This is a genomic window from Mesorhizobium sp. AA23 (assembly GCF_001672435.1).
Classification (GTDB): Bacteria; Pseudomonadota; Alphaproteobacteria; order Rhizobiales; family Rhizobiaceae; genus Mesorhizobium.
Window position 1 is genome coordinate 24,515 of sequence record NZ_LYTP01000030.1, and the last position, 15,901, is coordinate 40,415.

Below are 15,901 nucleotides of genomic sequence, written 5' to 3' on the forward strand. Positions count from 1 at the left end.
GGTCAGGCGCTCCTGCGGAACGGGACGACCTTTTTCCGAGCACTGGCGTTCCTGATGTGAGCGGCCATGCCATTCCATGTGCGCTTCCAGGACATGTCCCGGAGATAGGCATCGACCTGCTGAAGCCGCGCCTCGCGCGATTGGGTAAGGACGGATCGCAGCTTGATGTCGACGTCCTCGGCGTCCACTATGTCGACGAGCCCGGCTGCGCCGTAGGTTCGCACAACATCGACGATTGCTGTTGAGACCACCGGCAGGCCAGCGGCGAGGAACTCCGGCGTTTTTGTCGGGCTGATGAAGCGAGTGGCCTCGTTGAGCGCGAACGGCATCCAGCCGGCGTCCCAGTGGCGCAGATAATCTGGAAGGTCGGCATAGGCTTTCCCGCCGAGCCAATGCAGATTGCCCGCTGTCGGCAGGCTGCTCGGGTCGATCTTGACCACCGGACCGAGCATGACGAAATGCACGTCCGGCATCGCCTTGGAGGCCTGGGCCACGAGATCGATGTCGAGGCGCTCGTCGATGACGCCGAAGAAGCCCACCCGTGGATGAGGAATGCCGAATTGATCGGCCGGGTCCTTGCCGGGTGTCCTTGCCTTGTGGAAGTGGCTGACGTCGATGCTGCTCGGAAACGGATAGATGGCACGGTGCTGGCAGCGCTTCGCTTCAAAGAGGCTCAAGCCGCCGGTGAAGACCACGTCGGCGCGCCCGAAGAGGGCTCGCTCCATCATGGCCAGCTCGGTTGGCGCATTCTTGAACGCCGAAAGTTCGTCCATGCAGTCATAGACGCAGACATCGCAATTGATGTGCGCGCTGAAGCGTAGGGCCATGGGCGTGTAGTACCAGGCGGTCAGGTTAGTGTGCGGCGTCGAAGCGATGATCCGGTCGAGATATTTGCGCTGCACGGCATCAGCTCTGGCCGGGCTTGTGCCAATTGGAAGCAGAGGAGTCGCGACCCGAATTGCCGGCGCCACCTCTGAGAAACGCATCGAAGGATGCGAGCGCTCCTCGAAAACAGGTTCCTCGAAATAGATAATCTCATGTTCCTTCGCGGCCAAGGTAAGAATATGTTGTGGACGCTGATAGACAAAATTCCATCGTAAATGAGAGAAGCATACCAGTAAGTCTTGCGTCTTCGTGGTTTTTCTGCGAGTTGGTATTCTTATTGCCGCGTCCATACAAATTTTCCCTAGTGGCAGAACGATGTATATTGCGATTAACATTTGTTAATCGCAGGCAGCGGAGGCGAGATCCACCTTTCCGTCTAACTTTCCGTCGAATAACTTGTTCCAGCCGCGAACCGTTAAAGCGGCGAAGGATCATGCCGCGGTGCTGCTGCCCCTTTGGGAGGTGGAGCCAAGATTCGCACGCAGGTTCTTGGGGACGGTCACTCGGTGGCCGTATTTCGGTAGCATGGGCAGCTAAGCTGTTCGACGGCTCCAACGATTCGCCTGGACCGGAGCCAAACGAGCCTCAAACGCCGGCAATTGCTGGGGCAAGTGATGAAGATCGAGTTCGAGACGAATGTGTTCCCGCTCTTCCATCCGCAGGCGGTGGATGATCTCAAGGATCCATGCCCCGTCTTTGACGGCAGGCTTTGGCACGTCTTCGGCTCGAGCGGCACGGTAACAACCGAGAGTTGGAAGATACTTCACGCAACCGCGCCGGAGCTGCATGGTCCCTGGACGGAGCACGAGCCCATCGAGCTTCCTGTCACAGGATCGGGCGTTGCCGCGCCCGGTGTTGTCTACGAGCTCGGCGTCTTCCACATGTTCATCCAGACCGAGTTCATGAAGTCCGGCGGCCGCTGTGAGCACGCGGTGTCGAATGATGGCTTCAACTGGGTGGTGCTCAACCCGGCAATCCTGTCGATCCCTGGCACGGACGAAGATGGGATCTATGATCCGCATCCGGCGATCATCGGCGGCAAGCGCTACATCGTCTATTCCGGCATGCCGAAATTCAGTCGTGTGCCGCAACCCGATGTCTACCTGGCGCGCAGCCAGTCGGACTCGTGGTTCGGACCTTGGAAGCGGCTGGGCAAGATCCTCGACCATAGTGAGATCCCACACCACAATACGCGCGATGATCCCGACTACGAGTGGGGGATCGAAGGCGCCCAACTGGTCGAGCTCCCCGATGGCCGCGTGCTTCTGAACGCCACGTGCTTCCTTCCGCGGGGAGCGCGAGGCAGCCGACAACGCGTGTTTTTCGCCATCGCCGCCGAGGTTACCGGACCGTACGTTTCGATCGGTCCGGTTCTTGATCCAGGTGGGCCAGGAGAAAACGGTCACTCGACCGTCATGATCGAGGGCGAACAGCTCACGCTTTTTTACCAGAGCCGTGTCGCGGCGACGAACCATCGCTGGCGATATGGCCTCGCCAGATGCGATATCAGCGTCCTGTCGAAGGTTGCGTGACAGCCCAGGTTCCGGCGCGGCGGGGTTCGATTATTTCAAAGCATAGAGATAGGCCGCGATATCACGCGCCTGCTGCTCGGTGATCCTCGTCGATGGCATGGCGGTGTGCGGATTAACCTCTCTGGCGCCGCGTATCCAGCGGATCAGGTTCTCCGGATTGTTTGCCAGCACGCCGCCGATAATGACCCGGCCGGCGAGGCTGGCGTCGAGGCGCGGGCCGACCTGACCTTGCGCGCCCGGCACGCCAGGGATCGTATGGCAGCCGGAGCAGCCGTTCGCGGTCATGATCGGAATGGCGCGCGCGCCCACGCCGCCGGTTGCCGCGTCCGACTCGTGCCGGACACGATCACGCCGGTCGGCCCATAAGGCCACGGCGGCGACGGCTACGGCAACTACGATCATGGCGGCGAGGGCGCCGGCGATCAGTCTAGCCAGATCGGAGCGCATGCGTCGCCTCCCTGGTTCCGCTCTTGCTTATCCAGAGGCCGGCGAGCAGCAAAGCGGCTCCGCCATAGATCAGGCCAGCCGGAACCCACATCACCAGACCCGCAAGCTGCTGGTCCTCGATCGGGCTTAAACCCCACAGCGCTGCGCCACCGGCATTTTCCGGATACCATAGTTTGGGCGACAGCAGCAGCAGCACGCCGAGCAGGCCGGTGTGCATCGAGGTGAAGAAGAGATGCATGACGGCGCTGCCATAGGCCTGCTGCCGACCGGAACGGGGCAGAAGCGCCCACCAGAACAGCAAGGCAGTGCCGAGGAAGCTCGCATGCTGGGTATAGTGCAGCACGCCCCGCTGCAGGGCTGCCTCGAACAGGAACGGGATGTGCCAGATCCAGATGGCGATCGCGTGGATGATTGTTGCGTTGAGAGGGCGGCTGGCGAAGGCCCAGACCGCCTGCAGCATCTTGCCATGCGTGAGCCTTCCCGTTCTCTGCCGAAACGCGACCGGTAATGCCCATACCAGCGCCGCGCCGGGGCGGGCTGCAACCAGCAGCGGAGCCGCCAGCGCCATCAGCAGCTCGTGCTCGATCATGTGAGCGGCAAAGACCCGCTCGCCGAGCGCATGGATCGGGCTGACCAGCGCTCCCGTCAGCACGCACCACCCTGCGGCGAACAGCAAGGTTTGTCGTATCCGCTCTGGTCGGCCTCGGCTGCTGCGGCGCCACAGCCGGTTGGCGCCGGTCGCATAGACCAGCGCGAGCGCGGCCAGCGGAAGCGTGATGGGAAGGGCAAGCGTCCACCCGGTCTCGGGCGCGCCGGCGCCGTAGCAGATCGAGGTCGAGAAGAACGCCTCGAAACTCATCGCAGGCACTCGTCGAGGATGAGCGCGGCGCTGGCCTGCATGACGATGACGAGGGCAAACAGCAAAGCCGAAAGCATGCCGAGATCGGCGATGAATCGCTCGGTGCTGCGTGTACGCTCCGGTTTGAAGGCGGCGCCGCCTTGCCGCTTCGCCTGCCACGACAGGACGCCGCCGAGGAGCGAAAACACCATGAGCACCAGTGCGACGGAAAGCACCACCGGGACCTGGCGATTACATTGCCAGGGCACCAGCGCGTAATTCAGCTGCGTAGAGATGGCCCAGGCCAGAGGCCCCGACACAAGACCACCCCAGGACGTTCCCAAACGCAGCGCGCGCATCAGCCTAGCCTCGGGGCCCAGTAGATGAGCAGATAGATCGGGATCCAGGTCAAGACCACGAAATCCCAGTAGAAGACGTTGTCGCCGACGTCGCCGAAACGCCGGCCGCTATAGGCGTGGCGCGTGAACATCAGCACTGTCAGAACGATCGTGTCGCCGACATCGGTGATCAGATGGATGGTGTGCAGGCCGAGCAGCACCCAGAGCATCGAGCCATAAGCGTTGGTGTCCCAATAGATGTTCAGGGCCGGAAACTCGAACCAGCGCACGATGAGCGGTGCGCTGCCGAGCAGCGACATCACCACCATGCCGATCCGCACCGGCCCGATGGCGCATTGCTTGGCGTAGCGGTTGAGGAGGTGGTTCGGCACCAGGCTGACGATGAGAAGCAGCGTCACGATCGTTCCCGGCCAATGGTTGGGCTCCGGGGCGCTCAGACGCCAGTTGGGCCACAAGGTCGCCAGATACAGATAAGCGCCGGCCGCCAGCGCAAAGCCCATTCCTTCCAACGCCATGAAACCGAGGGTACCCCACCAAGTAGGGCTGCGCGGACCAAGCCCGAAGCTTGGCAGGCCCGACAGATCGGCGGCGGGACGCTGCTTCATTCCTCGTCCTCCGGCGTATCTTTCGGCCAGAACCAGCCGATCAGGGTGATCGCGATCGGCGCGGCGCCCCAGACGATCGCCCAGGGCGTGAAGATCGAATACAGAAAGGTGCCGCCGACAGCGATCGCAGCGAACAAGGGCCAGATCGACGGCGTCGCCGATTTCTCGCGGATATCGGGATGCGCTTCCGCCACCGTCGAGATGAGGAGCTCGCGCACATCGACGCGAAGGCCGGTGGCGACGGGAAGGGCCTCGCGTTCGGCCCAGAGCGGCTCGACATTCGTGACGATTGGAATGCGCGCGAAATTATAGCTTGGAGGCGGCGAAGACGTGGCCCATTCCAGCGTGCCGGCATCCCAGGGATTGTCGCCGGCCGGCGCGCCTTTCAAGGCGCCATGCACGAGATTGAAGGTGAACAGCACGAAGCTCAGGAAGAAGAGCACCGCGCCGCCGGTGATGAACAGGTTGATGTTCCCCCAGCCAAGCTCGGCCGGATAGGTATAGACCCTGCGCGGCATGCCCCACAGGCCGACAAGGTGCATCGGGAAGAAGGCCGCGTTGAAGCCGATGAAGGCCAGCCAGAAATGCCAGCGTCCGAGGCGCTCGCTCATCATGCGGCCGGTGATCTTGGGGAACCAGAAATAGGCGGCACCCAGCAGTGGGAAAACCGAGCCACCGATCAGCACATAGTGGAAATGCGCGACGACGAAATAGGTGTCGTGCACCTGCAGGTCGAGCGGCACCGAGGCCAGCATGACACCGGTGAGACCGCCAATGACGAAGATGAAGAAGAAACCGAAGACGAAGAGCAACGGCGTGCGGATCACCGGTCTGCCGTCCCACAAGGTCGCCAGCCAGCAAAAGATCTGCACGCCGTTGGGAATGGCGATCAACATGCTAGATGCCGTGAAGAAGCTTGCACCGAGCTTCGGCAATCCCGTCGCGAACATGTGGTGGACCCAGAGACCGAACGACAGGAAGCCGACCGCGATCAACGACAGGACCAGCCCGAGATATCCGAACGCCGGCCTTCGAGCGAAAGCGGGAATGATCGCGGAGACGATGCCTGTCGCCGGCAGGAAGATGATGTAGACCTCGGGGTGACCGAAGAACCAGAACAGGTGCTGGAACAGCAGGGCGTCGCCGCCCTCCGCTGGATTGAAAATATGCGTTCCGACCAGTCGGTCGAGGATCAGGAAGGTCGAGGTGATCATGACCGCCGGCATGGCGAAGACGACGACGAATGAGGTCACCAGCAACGCCCAGACATAGAGCGGGATCTTGTCCAGCGACATGCCTGCCGCACGCTGCTTCAATACGGTGACAATGGTCGCGACGGCGACCGCCAGCGATGAGACCTCGGTATAGGTGATCATCTGCGCCCACACGTCGGCGCGCTTGCCGGGACTGAATTCGGGACCTGACAGCGGCACATAGGCGAACCAGCCGACATCCGGCGCCATTGCAAGGGCGAAGGACACCCAGGCGAAGAGACCTCCCGAGACATAAATCCAGTAACTGAACGCGTTCAGGCGCGGAAAGGCGATGTTGCGGCTGCCGACCATCAGCGGCACCAGATAGATGCCGGTCGCCTGCACGATGGGCACGGCAAACAGGAACATCATGGTGACGCCATGCATGGTGAACAGCTGGTTGTAGAGGTCCGGCCCGATCAGGCCGCGTTGCGGTCCCGAAAGCTGGATGCGCATGGCGACGGCGCTCAGCCCGCCCAGGCACAGAAACCCGAATGCCGTGATCAGATAGCGCCTTGCGACGACCTTGTGATCAACGCTGGACAACGCGCCGATGATGCCGGGCGGCGTCCGCCATGTGCGCGCGAGCCAGCGGTGAAGGCTGGCATCGTCCATGCCGGTGTCGCGCGGCCCATCACGTTCGGGGGCAACGTCGCCCTTGGCAGTCGCCTCACGTTCCGGCGGCAGGTCGCGTTCGCTGGCCAGGTCCGCGCTGCTCATTTCAGGCCCTCGAGATAGGCGACGATCGCGTTGAGCTCGTCGCCATTGAGCTCGACCACCGGCATGTGGGAGCCGGGCTTGATGCCTTGCGGGTCGGCTATCCAGGCGGCGAGATTGCCGCGGCTCATCGTCAAGCTTCCCGCGGCAAGTGTTTGCCGGCTGGCAATATGGGTGAGATCCGGAGCGACCGTTCCGCCCGCGGGCGTGCCGCCGATCTTGTGGCACATCACGCAGGGACGCTTGAGAAACAAGTCCGCGCCCGCCTTCGCCTCGTCGCCCGTCGGGGCCGCGGCCGGCTGCAGCTGGTCGTTCCACCAGGCGTCGAACTTTGCCCGCGGCTCGGCGATGATAAAGGTGCCCATGTTCGCATGCTGCGCGCCGCAGAACTCGGCGCACTGGCCGCGATAGGTTCCGGGCTTGTCCGCCTTGACATCCAGCACGTTCATGTGACCGGGGATGAGGTCGAGCTTGCCGGCCAGACTTGGGATCCAGAAGGAATGGATCACATCGGTCGAGGTCAGAAGAAGCCGCACCGGCTCGCCGGCGGGGATGTGGATTTCGTTCGCCGTCGTCAGGATGCGGCTCGGCGTGGCATCCTCATAGCGCACCTCCCACCACCACTGGTGCCCGGTCACCCGAATGGTGAGCGCAGCGTTCGAGCCGATTGCCGCAAGCGTCCTGTTGGCCAAGAAGCTGAGCAGGGTCAGCCCGACCAGCGTCGCTGCGGTCAGCCCGACAGCGATGACCACAACGCGCAATTTGCGATGGTCGGCGCTGGCGTCGAGCATCAGCGGCTCGGTGCGCCTGGGTGGCCGCATCAACAGCGGTGCGGCGAGAGCGATCATCACCAGCACCCACACTACCGAGCAAAGCCCTATGAAGAACCAGATCAGCCATGCCAACTCGCTCGCCGCGGGGCCTTTCGGGTCGAGGGCCGATTGCCAGCCCGCGCATCCCTGGAGAGAAAGGACGCTTGCCGCGGCAAACGCCATCGAGGCGAGGCCTTTCACGGCGACTTCCCCAGCGTGGCGGCATCCGGCATGCGGTTTTCCGACGGATGGGGCATCATGTCGTCATTTCGCTGTGGCGCAGCGGAAGAGGGCGCGTTGCCGCTTAGCGAACGCACGAAGGCCGCCAGTTCCCAGATCTGATCGTCGGGGATCTTGTTGCGGAAGCTCGGCATGCCGTTCGGACGTCCGTCGCGGATGGTGGCGTGAATGCTTTCCATGGAGCTGCCATAGATCCACTTCTGGTCCATCAGCGCCGGGCCCATGCCGCCGCCGCCATTGGCGTGGCATCCCGAACAGTTGAACCAGCCGAACAGGCGCTTGCCCTCGCTGAGATGAAAGGCGTTCGCCTCGAAACTCGCCGCCTTGTTGTTGCTGGGGGAGAGCCTTTGGCCGCCAGGTTCCAGCGTAGTCACGGGCGTCGGCTGCCCGCCGGAGCCGAGCGAAGATTGCGGACGCGTGTCCCGCTCCTCGCGCTGGCATGCCGCCAAGGCAAGCGTCACGGACAGCAGCGTCGCGAGACCCAGCCTCATCGCACCGGACTCCCGGCGATGTCGAGAAGCGGAACGCCATATTGCGTCAGAACCGCGTCGATCTCGGCCTTGTGCCTGGCGAGCGCGCTATTCACATCGCCGCGCAGTCGCTCGTCCTCGCGCCGAACGCCCATCGAGATGTCGTACATCAGCGGCAGTTGCGGTCCATCGATGCGAGGTGTGACCGGCGTGATCCGGAGCGGCACCTTTTGCTTCGTAGCGAAGTAACCGGCGAGCGGGCCCCAGACCACGGCGACGTCGACCTCGCCGCTCGCGACAGCTTCGACGATGCGCGCCGCGGGGTTGGGAGCGGAATAGTCGCCGTAGACCGGGTAGCCGACGAGATGTCCGACAATGCCGCGACGGCCGAGCGCCTGGACCGGCGGCGAATTGGCGCCGTCATCGCCGATGAGCTGAACGCCGATGCGCATGTCGCGCAGCCGTGGATCGTTAAAGGACGTTACGTCCGGTCCACCCTGTCGTGCGACAAAGACGTAGGAGGATCTGTAGTAGGGCGAGGTGGTGCGTAGCATTTCGACATTTGCCGGCGTTCCGAGCACCAGATCGCAAAGCCCCGCTTTCAGCGTGTTGCGAACGAAGCCGCGGCGCTGCGCCCACCAGGTGTAGGTAAGCTTCGCGCCAAGGTCGGCCGCAACGATCTCGGCGATCTTGTTCTCGAAGCCTTCGCCGCTGGCGTCGGAGAACGGCATGTTGTTGGGATCGGCGCAGGCGCGCAGTTCCCGCGCATCCGCCGCGCCGGCCAGAACCAGCCAGACCAACGCGACGAGACCGGCCACGAGGGCCCGCGGGGCGGATCTTTTCGCCAGTGCCGTCGGTTTGAATGCATCAAGGCAGTCGGAACACATAGAGCGTGCCTCCCGCCGTTGTCGTGTTTTTCAAGTCCTTCATCGCGTTGACGAAACCGAGCGCAGCAGTGGCATCGCGCGGGTCGAGATCGCCCGAGACGATGGCGCCGGCCCAGCCGCCGACGCCGGACAGGATCGCGACATATTGGTGTCCGTCGGGGCCGCGATAAGTCACCGGCTGGCCGATGATGCCCGAGGAGGTCTTGAACTGCCAAAGCAGTTCGCCGGTCTTCGCGCTGACGGCCTTGAACCAGCCTTCCATGGTTCCGTAGAAGACGATATCGCCGGCGGTTACGACCGCGCCGCTCCATACCGGGAAGTTTTCCTTGAGGCTCCAGGCCGGTTTCTCCGCGGCGATATCCCACGCGGTGAAGGCCCCGCGATTGCCGCCGGGGCCCGGGATCATGCGCACGTTCATTCCGACATAGGGTGTGCCGGCGATGTAGTTCACCTCGACGCCTTGTTCGTCCATGCACAGATTGTTGTGCGGGATGTAGAGCAGGCCCGTCTTCGGCGAGAAGGCGGAAGGCTGCCAGTCCTTGAGCCCCGAGGCGGTCGGGCAGATGTCGCGGACGACCTTGCCGGTCCCGGTCTTCTTGTCGGGGTTTGCCATCAGCCTGCCCGTCTTGAGATCCACACCCTTGCTGGAGTTGACGGGGCCATAGGGTTTTGCGGACAGGACCTCGCCGGTGGTGCGATCAAGGACGTAGAGATAGCCGTTGCGCTCCGGCCGGACCAGCACCTTGCGCGGCTTGCCCTGCCAGTTCATGTCGAGCAGGATCTGCTCATTGATGCCGTCATAGTCGTGCAGATCGTGCGGCGTCCACTGATAGAACCATTTAGCCGCTCCGGTATCGGGATCGCGGGCAAAAATGCCCGATGTCCATTTGTTGTCGCCGGGGCGCAGGTCAGGGTTCCAGGGGCCTGGATTGCCGGTGCCGTGGAAGATCAGATTGAGATCGGGATCATAGGAGATCCAGCCCCACATATTGCCGCCCCCGATCTTCCAGGCCTCCGGCGGCCATGTCGTCACACCGAGGTCCTTGCCCTTGTCCATGTCGTAATGCGGCTTGAAATCCGGGCCGATCAGCACCTCCTTGTCGGGGCCCGTACTGTAAGCCGTCCAGACGACATGGCCATCGCCGGCGTCGAGCGCCTTGACCCAGCCGCGTACGCCCATCTCGCCGCCCGAATTGCCGACGAGCACTTTGCCCTTCACCACCAGCGGCGCCATGGTGAGGGTCTCGCCGACATTGATGTTGCCGATATGGGTGTTCCAGATCGGCTGGCCGGAGTTCGCATCGAGCGCTATCGTGTGGCCGTCCAGCGTGTTGAAGAAGATGCGCCCGTCGGCGAAGGCGGCGCCGCGATTGACGACGTCGCAGCACGCCACCCCTTGTGCCGCGGGCTCGGGATTGGGTTCGTATTTCCACTTGATCGGTGCGCCAGGTTTGGAGAGGTCGAGCGCGTAGACGATGTTGGGAAACGGCGTCACGATATACATCGTGCTGCCGACCACCAGCGGTGCCGCTTCCTGGCCCTTGTTCACGCCTGTCGAGAAGGTGAAGGCGACCTGCAGGTTCTTGACGTTGCCTGCATTGATTTCCGCGAGCTCGCTATAGCGGGTCGAGGCGTAGTTCTTGGCCGGCATCGTCCATTGGCCGTCGTCGGGCGGGGCGGCGGCGGCCGGCGGCGAGATCGCAGGCGTCGAGGGCGACTCCGAGGCCGCCATCAGAGCTGGGAGACAGGCCAGCATCATCGCTCCAACAATGCTTGATCCCGCATATTGCCGCGCAGCCCGGGTTAGGCGAGCGCGTCCGGACTGCGCACACCTCGCCGTCAGCTGTCGCGCTGCCTTCATTTCGGGACCGAGCCTCCGACGCTGGCGCCCAGTTCCGCGGCGATGTCGGCCTCGCGCCCGGCGCAAAGCGGATGACCCCAGCCGGATGCGCTTTTGCCGCCTGGGTCGAGGTCATAGATGATGGCGTCCTTGCGATTGGGGTTGACGCCTGCCGGAACCTTGTCGAGGCCGAGCGCTGCGCGGACGCGCCAGGCGACGTTGTGGTCGGCGCAGGAGGAATCGCCGCTGACCCCGAGGCCGCCGACGATCGCCTTGCCGTCGTACAGGGCCAGGCCTCCGCCGAACACCACCACGCCTCCGATCGGTTTGCCGATCAGCGGATCATTGGGGCTGCCGAATGTCTTGGCGTCGCCGGCGTAAGCCGCCGCCTGATTGACGGGGTTGGTGGCCTGCAGGCCGAACAGCGGCCCGCCTGGTTGCACCCCGGCATAAAGATTGGCGGTCGACAGGGCCATATTCGCCAGGCTGAGCCCGTTGGCCGTGTTGGCCTTCTCGGCCGCGACCAGCCGGCCGCCGGGCCATTGCGCGTCCACGGTAGGGCCGCTGAAGGCGACGGCGCAGACCGTACCGTCACGGGCAACGATCGCGGCCCATTCATTGGTCTCGAAGCCGCCATTTGCCGGCCCGCCACTCGCCCTGACATTGGCCTTCAAGACCGACAGCAGTTTGTCGTGATCGGCCGGGCAGGGCGCTTGCGCCCAAACGGGATTGTGCGGCAGCACCGCGATGGCCAATAGCAGGAGGCCAAGAGCGACCGACGGACACTGGCGGTAATGCATGGCGCTTCGGAACACCTTGTTCAACGCGGCAACAAGGCAACAACCGAAGCCGGGCGGCAGAAACTCCGGTCTCGCCGTTCTGCAAGCTGATCCTGCTCTTGCTGCGCGAAACCGAACGGACAACGAGCCCCTTTGTTCCTGCTGCCCAGAAAGGGACTGCAAGAATTGCGTGTGGCAGGTGCATCCATATCGAAGTCCGGCCCAACCGCACCAAGGCCCTGGCGGTGCCATCACCGCTCCTGGGAGGCGGCCAGCGTTCCTCGATCGCTGCAGCCGTCAACAGCAGGAGGTACGCGGCTGCTTGGTCTTGCGACATGTGCAGTAGAGGAACCAGCTGTGCCGCCCTGCGTTGGACGGGCAATGGAGCAGCTTCGTTCAGATTTCGCGCCGATCGCACAGCCCGGTTACTGGCTGGCCCTGCTGCTTTTGTTGCTTCCCTATGGGGTCGGCGTGTTCTTCCTCATCAGGACGTGCCACTGCCTGTGACTTGATCCGCTGCCTCGGCGGCGTCGAGCTCGAGGCAAGGCGCGCTCGCGCAAATCCCGGTCTGGATCGCCCAGCTGACGAACACTTTCCTGGCCGCGGCGACCGGCCCGCGGCCATCATATGCCGCGCAGCAAGCGTCGCTGGCCAAACCGTGCAGGCGGCACCGCTTCTCGAAGGGCCACTCCTCCAGGAATTCGATGGCGTCCATCGCGCAACGGATTTTCCTCACGCCAAATGGCACGTCATCAACAAGGACAGGTTCAGCGAACACATCAGTGCTCATTGCGCCTGGTTCTGCCGCGCCGTGGTCGTGACCATAGTTGTCGCTTTGCCGAGAAATCAAAGCACGCCCAGCGGGCTCCCCGAAGACATTTGGGCCCATGACCTTCCTCCGCTTGATGCGCCAATCGCCGGCAGGCCAAACAGATGCTCAGCAAGGTGTTGGGCATGTGCCGGCGGCGCTGAGGTGAAATATTGGAAGCGCGATTTTCGGCGTCAAGAGCCGCCCCGTGGCGGCCGACCCTGGCTCACCTGGGGTGGGTTGGCAACTCCGCCGATCTGGGTGACGGGCGGCCGAAGAGACAAGCAGCGGCTGGTGTTTTGCGTTCGGCTCCATGGGCTGACTAGAGCTGCGCGTGGAGCGTGCTGGCCAGCCAATCGGTGAACTTTTCGCGCATGGGACGCGATCTCCATTCGGCAAGGCTGATCTGCCTCGAGCGCTTCAGATCTTCGTTGAACAAGTCGATCTGCGTTCGTGCGAATTCCTTGCCATAGACGTTGAGCGTGGCCTCATCGTTCAAACGCAAAGACCGCTGGTCCAGGTTGGTGGAACCGAAGCTCGCCCAGACGTCGTCCACGATCAGCAGTTTGGGGTGATACATCGTGGGCTGAAACTCGTAGATCCGCACCCCGGCCTCGAGCAATTTGCCCCAGAAATAGCGCGAAGCTTTGCGGACGATCGGAACATCCGTCAGGGAATTGGGAACGATCACGTCGACGGCGACGCCTCTTTTTCTGGCGTCCAATATCTGCTGCAGGGCGATGTCGTCCGGGACGAAATAGGCCATGCCGATGCGCAGGTGGTCTTTGGCCGCGGCTATGGCGGCCAGCATCATCAGCTCCATGTTTTCGGAGCCGTTCGGCTGCGAAGAAAGGATCAGCTGGGCACGGAGCGCACCCGCGGCTTCGGGCGGCAGGTAGAAGTTCTCGCCCTGCAACGTCTCGCCCACTGTTTCCAGCCAGTTCTCGGCGAAGGCCGCCTGGAACCCGGGCACAGCAGGCCCTTCGATCTGGTAGTGCGTGTCGCGCCACTCATTGGGGTTGCGCGCATCTCCCAGCCAGTTGTCCGCGATGCCGACCCCGCCTGTGAAGGCGACCCGCCCGTCCACAATGAGCAGCTTGCGATGCGTTCGGTTGTTGACGCGGTCGAGCGTGTACCAGTGGATCGGCCGATAGCGCTCGAACCGAACGCCAGCACTCGTCATGATTTGGATCAGCTTCTCATCGAAGGGAAGACTGCCAAGCCAATCGACGAGCACGCGCACTTCGACACCCTCTCGGGCTTTCGCAGCCAAAGACGTGGCGAACTCGTAGCCGACCGAGCCCGACCAATAGATGTAGGTTTCCATGTTGATGGTCTTTCGGGCCGAACGGATCGCTTGCAGCATGGCGGGAAAAATCTCGTCGCCGTTGACGAGGGTCTGCACGGCGTTCGCCTCGAACATCTGCCCCTGCGAATAGCTGCTCATGCTCCTTGCGAATTGCGGATCTGCCGCATCGAAACGGTACGGCACGATGGTGCGGATGACACGGGTCTCGGGGGTCAAGTTGATCGCGAGCAACGTGACCAGACTGGTGACAAGCGCGACGGCCAGATACTTGAGGCTGCTGAGCAGCCTCCGCCGGTTCCGACCAAATCTCACCTTTCACGCGCCCGCTGGAGGCGCCAGGGTGGCCGCCCCATACCAATTCAGACTTTGCCGATCGAAAACGACACACAGTGCTGCGTAGGCCAGCAGCACCAGGAATGCGGCGGGACGGGACGCTAAAGTCCCGATTGAGGTGAGGAAACTCGTTATCGGGTGATTTGCCATGCTCAAGAACTGTTGATCCTGACGCAGGTTCCAGCCTTGAGCCGGGAGTCTGAAGTGCAAGCCTGAAGCTATAACAACTTTCGACCAACGCCTGCATCCTTCGCAGGCAATCGGCGTTGAAGAAGGATCCTAGAGGGCGGGTTTAGACATGGACACGAAGCCAACTGACGCTGACACGGTTTCCGCTCAGGAACCGGATATCATCGTGAACAAGACCGCACATTTCGTCGGGGAATGGATCGACGAGCACAAGGCGGAAGCCGCAGCTGCAATCCCGGCCGAAATCGCCGCCGAGAAGCTCGCCGAACAATGCATCGCCGATGCCGAAGGCCTGGGAATACTGGCTGAGGATATCGGCGACGAAGTCGGCGATCTCAAGCAATACATCGCGGAAACAGTGCTCGGAGACGAAACTTCCAGCAACGGCAAGATTGAGAGCCCGCCCGATCCGCTCCCGGCGGCGCCGAATGGAGAAGCCAATGCCGAAGTTCCGTTTTGAGTTCATCGAAAGTACGGCGCAGCCGGCCATCCAGGTCGACATGGAAAATTTGGATGCCGCCAAGGCCGAGGCGAAACGCGCGGCTAAGGAGGCGATGCTCGATGGGATTGTCGAAGGCGTCGACCCGACATCGTGGGTTACGAAAATCTACGACGAAGCGGGGTATCTGGTCGCCACGATCGGATTCCAGGACCTTGTGGCCGCGCCCCAAGCTGTCGGACAAGCCCACGAACAGACCGATGAGCCCGGCGTGATACGCTCGGGCTGATGCCGCTCCTGGCAGGCCATCGGAACCTCAGTCGAGCTTTCCAGGCCAGGTCAGCTCGATCCACGCCGGGGCATGATCGCTTGGCCTTTCCAAAGCTCTTACCGCAGCATCGACGCCCGCCCCTCGCAGCCGGTTTGAAAGTGCCGGACTGATCAGGAGATGGTCCATTCGCAGGCCGGAGCTCCGGTCATAACCGCCCCGGTAGGAGAAGTTCCAGTAGGTGTAGACCCCCTTCTCGGGATGGATCTGCCGAACCGCATCCGTCCAGCCCATCTTCAGCAAATCGGCGTAAGCGTCACGACTCTGCGGGAAAAACACTGCATCGCCCAACCAGCGCGCCGGCACCACCGCATCAATCAGGGTTGGCACCACGTTGTAATCGCCGCACAGGACCGTTTCCTCTTTAAGCAAGGTCTGGGAATAGCTGATCAAACGCTGGAACCACGCGAGCTTGTAATCGAATTTAGGTCCAGGCGCGGGATTGCCGTTCGGCAGATAGATGCAGCCGATCACCAGCCCATCCACCTCGGCCTCGATGTAGCGGCTGTGCGTATCGTCCGGGTCGCCTGGCAGTCCGCGCCTGCGCTCCTGCGGCTGTTTCCCACGGGCCAGAATCGCTACGCCGTTGTAAGATTTCTGCCCATGCCAGACGGCGCAGTAACCAGCCTGCCGGATCGCCTCGGCAGGGAACTTCTCATCGGATGTCTTGAGCTCCTGCAGGCAGACGATGTCATAGCCGGTTTCGCCAAGCCATTTCAGGAGGACCGGCAATCGCCCATTGACGCCATTTACGTTGAAAGTAGCGATCCTGCTCATCCGGTTATCTTGGCCGATGATCTCTCCGGGCAGTCACCCCGATACTTGGTTTGG

The 15,901-nt window shown here is 62.7% G+C and carries 17 protein-coding genes; 3 read left to right on the top strand and 14 right to left on the bottom strand.

The features are described from left to right. Positions 1-2 precede the first annotated feature (2 nt). Positions 3-1,175, bottom strand: a complete 1,173-nt coding sequence (locus A9K66_RS23950) for a glycosyltransferase (RefSeq protein WP_067328529.1) — start codon at positions 1,173-1,175, stop codon at positions 3-5. Between the two features lie 324 nt (positions 1,176-1,499). Between A9K66_RS23950 and A9K66_RS23955 the strand changes: the two genes are divergently transcribed. Further along, complete coding sequence (locus tag A9K66_RS23955) at positions 1,500-2,417, top strand: hypothetical protein (RefSeq protein WP_067328531.1); 918 nt, start codon at positions 1,500-1,502, stop codon at positions 2,415-2,417. A 30-nt stretch (positions 2,418-2,447) separates the two neighbouring features. Here the strand turns inward: A9K66_RS23955 and A9K66_RS23960 are convergent, their stop codons facing one another. From A9K66_RS23960 to A9K66_RS24015, 12 genes are all read right to left on the bottom strand, one after another. Then, positions 2,448-2,864 carry a c-type cytochrome gene (locus tag A9K66_RS23960; protein ID WP_067328533.1) on the bottom strand — a complete coding sequence of 139 codons (417 nt, stop codon included), beginning with the start codon at positions 2,862-2,864 and terminating at the stop codon, positions 2,448-2,450. Continuing rightward, positions 2,845-3,723: a cytochrome c oxidase assembly protein gene (locus tag A9K66_RS23965; RefSeq protein WP_067328536.1), complete on the bottom strand. Its 879-nt coding sequence runs from the start codon at positions 3,721-3,723 to the stop codon at positions 2,845-2,847. Before A9K66_RS23965 ends, A9K66_RS23960 begins: the two co-directional genes overlap by 20 nt. Then, a complete protein-coding gene (locus A9K66_RS23970; protein ID WP_067328538.1) occupies positions 3,720-4,061 on the bottom strand; it encodes a hypothetical protein in 342 nt (113 codons plus the stop codon). The genes A9K66_RS23965 and A9K66_RS23970 overlap by 4 nt, the downstream gene beginning before the upstream one ends. Beyond that, complete coding sequence (locus A9K66_RS23975) at positions 4,061-4,666, bottom strand: cytochrome c oxidase subunit 3 (RefSeq protein ID WP_067328539.1); 606 nt, start codon at positions 4,664-4,666, stop codon at positions 4,061-4,063. The genes A9K66_RS23970 and A9K66_RS23975 overlap by 1 nt, the downstream gene beginning before the upstream one ends. Further along, positions 4,663-6,639 carry a cytochrome c oxidase subunit I gene (gene ctaD / locus A9K66_RS23980; RefSeq protein ID WP_082954049.1) on the bottom strand — a complete coding sequence of 659 codons (1,977 nt, stop codon included), beginning with the start codon at positions 6,637-6,639 and terminating at the stop codon, positions 4,663-4,665. The genes A9K66_RS23975 and ctaD overlap by 4 nt, the downstream gene beginning before the upstream one ends. After that, complete coding sequence (coxB, locus tag A9K66_RS23985; RefSeq protein ID WP_245307658.1) at positions 6,636-7,649, bottom strand: cytochrome c oxidase subunit II; 1,014 nt, start codon at positions 7,647-7,649, stop codon at positions 6,636-6,638. Before coxB ends, ctaD begins: the two co-directional genes overlap by 4 nt. Then, positions 7,646-8,179 (bottom strand): c-type cytochrome, encoded by a 534-nt coding sequence (locus A9K66_RS23990; protein ID WP_067328541.1) that lies wholly within the window; start codon positions 8,177-8,179, stop codon positions 7,646-7,648. The genes coxB and A9K66_RS23990 overlap by 4 nt, the downstream gene beginning before the upstream one ends. Continuing rightward, entirely contained in the window at positions 8,176-8,976 is an 801-nt protein-coding gene (locus tag A9K66_RS23995) for a substrate-binding domain-containing protein (protein WP_245307659.1), read from the bottom strand. The genes A9K66_RS23990 and A9K66_RS23995 overlap by 4 nt, the downstream gene beginning before the upstream one ends. Before the next feature lie 49 nt (positions 8,977-9,025). After that, a complete protein-coding gene (locus tag A9K66_RS24000; protein WP_067329088.1) occupies positions 9,026-10,801 on the bottom strand; it encodes a methanol/ethanol family PQQ-dependent dehydrogenase in 1,776 nt (591 codons plus the stop codon). Between the two features lie 101 nt (positions 10,802-10,902). Beyond that, positions 10,903-11,685 carry a heme-binding protein gene (locus tag A9K66_RS24005; RefSeq protein WP_067329090.1) on the bottom strand — a complete coding sequence of 261 codons (783 nt, stop codon included), beginning with the start codon at positions 11,683-11,685 and terminating at the stop codon, positions 10,903-10,905. A gap of 463 nt (positions 11,686-12,148) precedes the next feature. After that, a complete protein-coding gene (locus A9K66_RS24010; protein ID WP_067328545.1) occupies positions 12,149-12,553 on the bottom strand; it encodes a DUF982 domain-containing protein in 405 nt (134 codons plus the stop codon). 241 nt (positions 12,554-12,794) lie between these two features. Further along, positions 12,795-13,997 carry a phospholipase D-like domain-containing protein gene (locus A9K66_RS24015; RefSeq protein WP_245307660.1) on the bottom strand — a complete coding sequence of 401 codons (1,203 nt, stop codon included), beginning with the start codon at positions 13,995-13,997 and terminating at the stop codon, positions 12,795-12,797. A 472-nt stretch (positions 13,998-14,469) separates the two neighbouring features. Between A9K66_RS24015 and A9K66_RS24020 the strand changes: the two genes are divergently transcribed. Then, the gene (locus A9K66_RS24020; protein ID WP_189413692.1) at positions 14,470-14,763 is read left to right on the top strand and encodes a DUF768 domain-containing protein; all 294 of its coding nucleotides are present in this window, start codon (positions 14,470-14,472) and stop codon (positions 14,761-14,763) included. Further along, on the top strand, positions 14,744-15,031 hold the full coding sequence (locus A9K66_RS24025) for a hypothetical protein (RefSeq protein ID WP_067328551.1): 288 nt from the start codon (positions 14,744-14,746) through the stop codon (positions 15,029-15,031). Before A9K66_RS24020 ends, A9K66_RS24025 begins: the two co-directional genes overlap by 20 nt. Before the next feature lie 27 nt (positions 15,032-15,058). Here A9K66_RS24025 and xth read toward each other — a convergent pair whose 3' ends face one another. After that, positions 15,059-15,847 (bottom strand): exodeoxyribonuclease III, encoded by a 789-nt coding sequence (gene xth, locus A9K66_RS24030; protein ID WP_067328553.1) that lies wholly within the window; start codon positions 15,845-15,847, stop codon positions 15,059-15,061. Positions 15,848-15,901 lie beyond the last annotated feature (54 nt).

Excerpts from the sequence above, each read along its gene's own strand:
- A9K66_RS23950 (WP_067328529.1), bottom strand. The coding sequence starts at position 1,175 with ATGGACGCGGCAATAAGAATACCAACTCGCAGAAAAACCACGAAGACG.
- A9K66_RS23955 (WP_067328531.1), top strand. The coding sequence starts at position 1,500 with ATGAAGATCGAGTTCGAGACGAATGTGTTCCCGCTCTTCCATCCGCAG.
- A9K66_RS23960 (WP_067328533.1), bottom strand. The coding sequence starts at position 2,864 with ATGCGCTCCGATCTGGCTAGACTGATCGCCGGCGCCCTCGCCGCCATG.
- A9K66_RS23965 (WP_067328536.1), bottom strand. The coding sequence starts at position 3,723 with ATGAGTTTCGAGGCGTTCTTCTCGACCTCGATCTGCTACGGCGCCGGC.
- A9K66_RS23970 (WP_067328538.1), bottom strand. The coding sequence starts at position 4,061 with ATGCGCGCGCTGCGTTTGGGAACGTCCTGGGGTGGTCTTGTGTCGGGG.
- A9K66_RS23975 (WP_067328539.1), bottom strand. The coding sequence starts at position 4,666 with ATGAAGCAGCGTCCCGCCGCCGATCTGTCGGGCCTGCCAAGCTTCGGG.
- ctaD (WP_082954049.1), bottom strand. The coding sequence starts at position 6,639 with ATGAGCAGCGCGGACCTGGCCAGCGAACGCGACCTGCCGCCGGAACGT.
- A9K66_RS23990 (WP_067328541.1), bottom strand. The coding sequence starts at position 8,179 with ATGAGGCTGGGTCTCGCGACGCTGCTGTCCGTGACGCTTGCCTTGGCG.
- A9K66_RS24000 (WP_067329088.1), bottom strand. The coding sequence starts at position 10,801 with ATGCTGGCCTGTCTCCCAGCTCTGATGGCGGCCTCGGAGTCGCCCTCG.
- A9K66_RS24005 (WP_067329090.1), bottom strand. The coding sequence starts at position 11,685 with ATGCATTACCGCCAGTGTCCGTCGGTCGCTCTTGGCCTCCTGCTATTG.
- A9K66_RS24010 (WP_067328545.1), bottom strand. The coding sequence starts at position 12,553 with ATGGGCCCAAATGTCTTCGGGGAGCCCGCTGGGCGTGCTTTGATTTCT.
- A9K66_RS24025 (WP_067328551.1), top strand. The coding sequence starts at position 14,744 with ATGCCGAAGTTCCGTTTTGAGTTCATCGAAAGTACGGCGCAGCCGGCC.
- xth (WP_067328553.1), bottom strand. The coding sequence starts at position 15,847 with ATGAGCAGGATCGCTACTTTCAACGTAAATGGCGTCAATGGGCGATTG.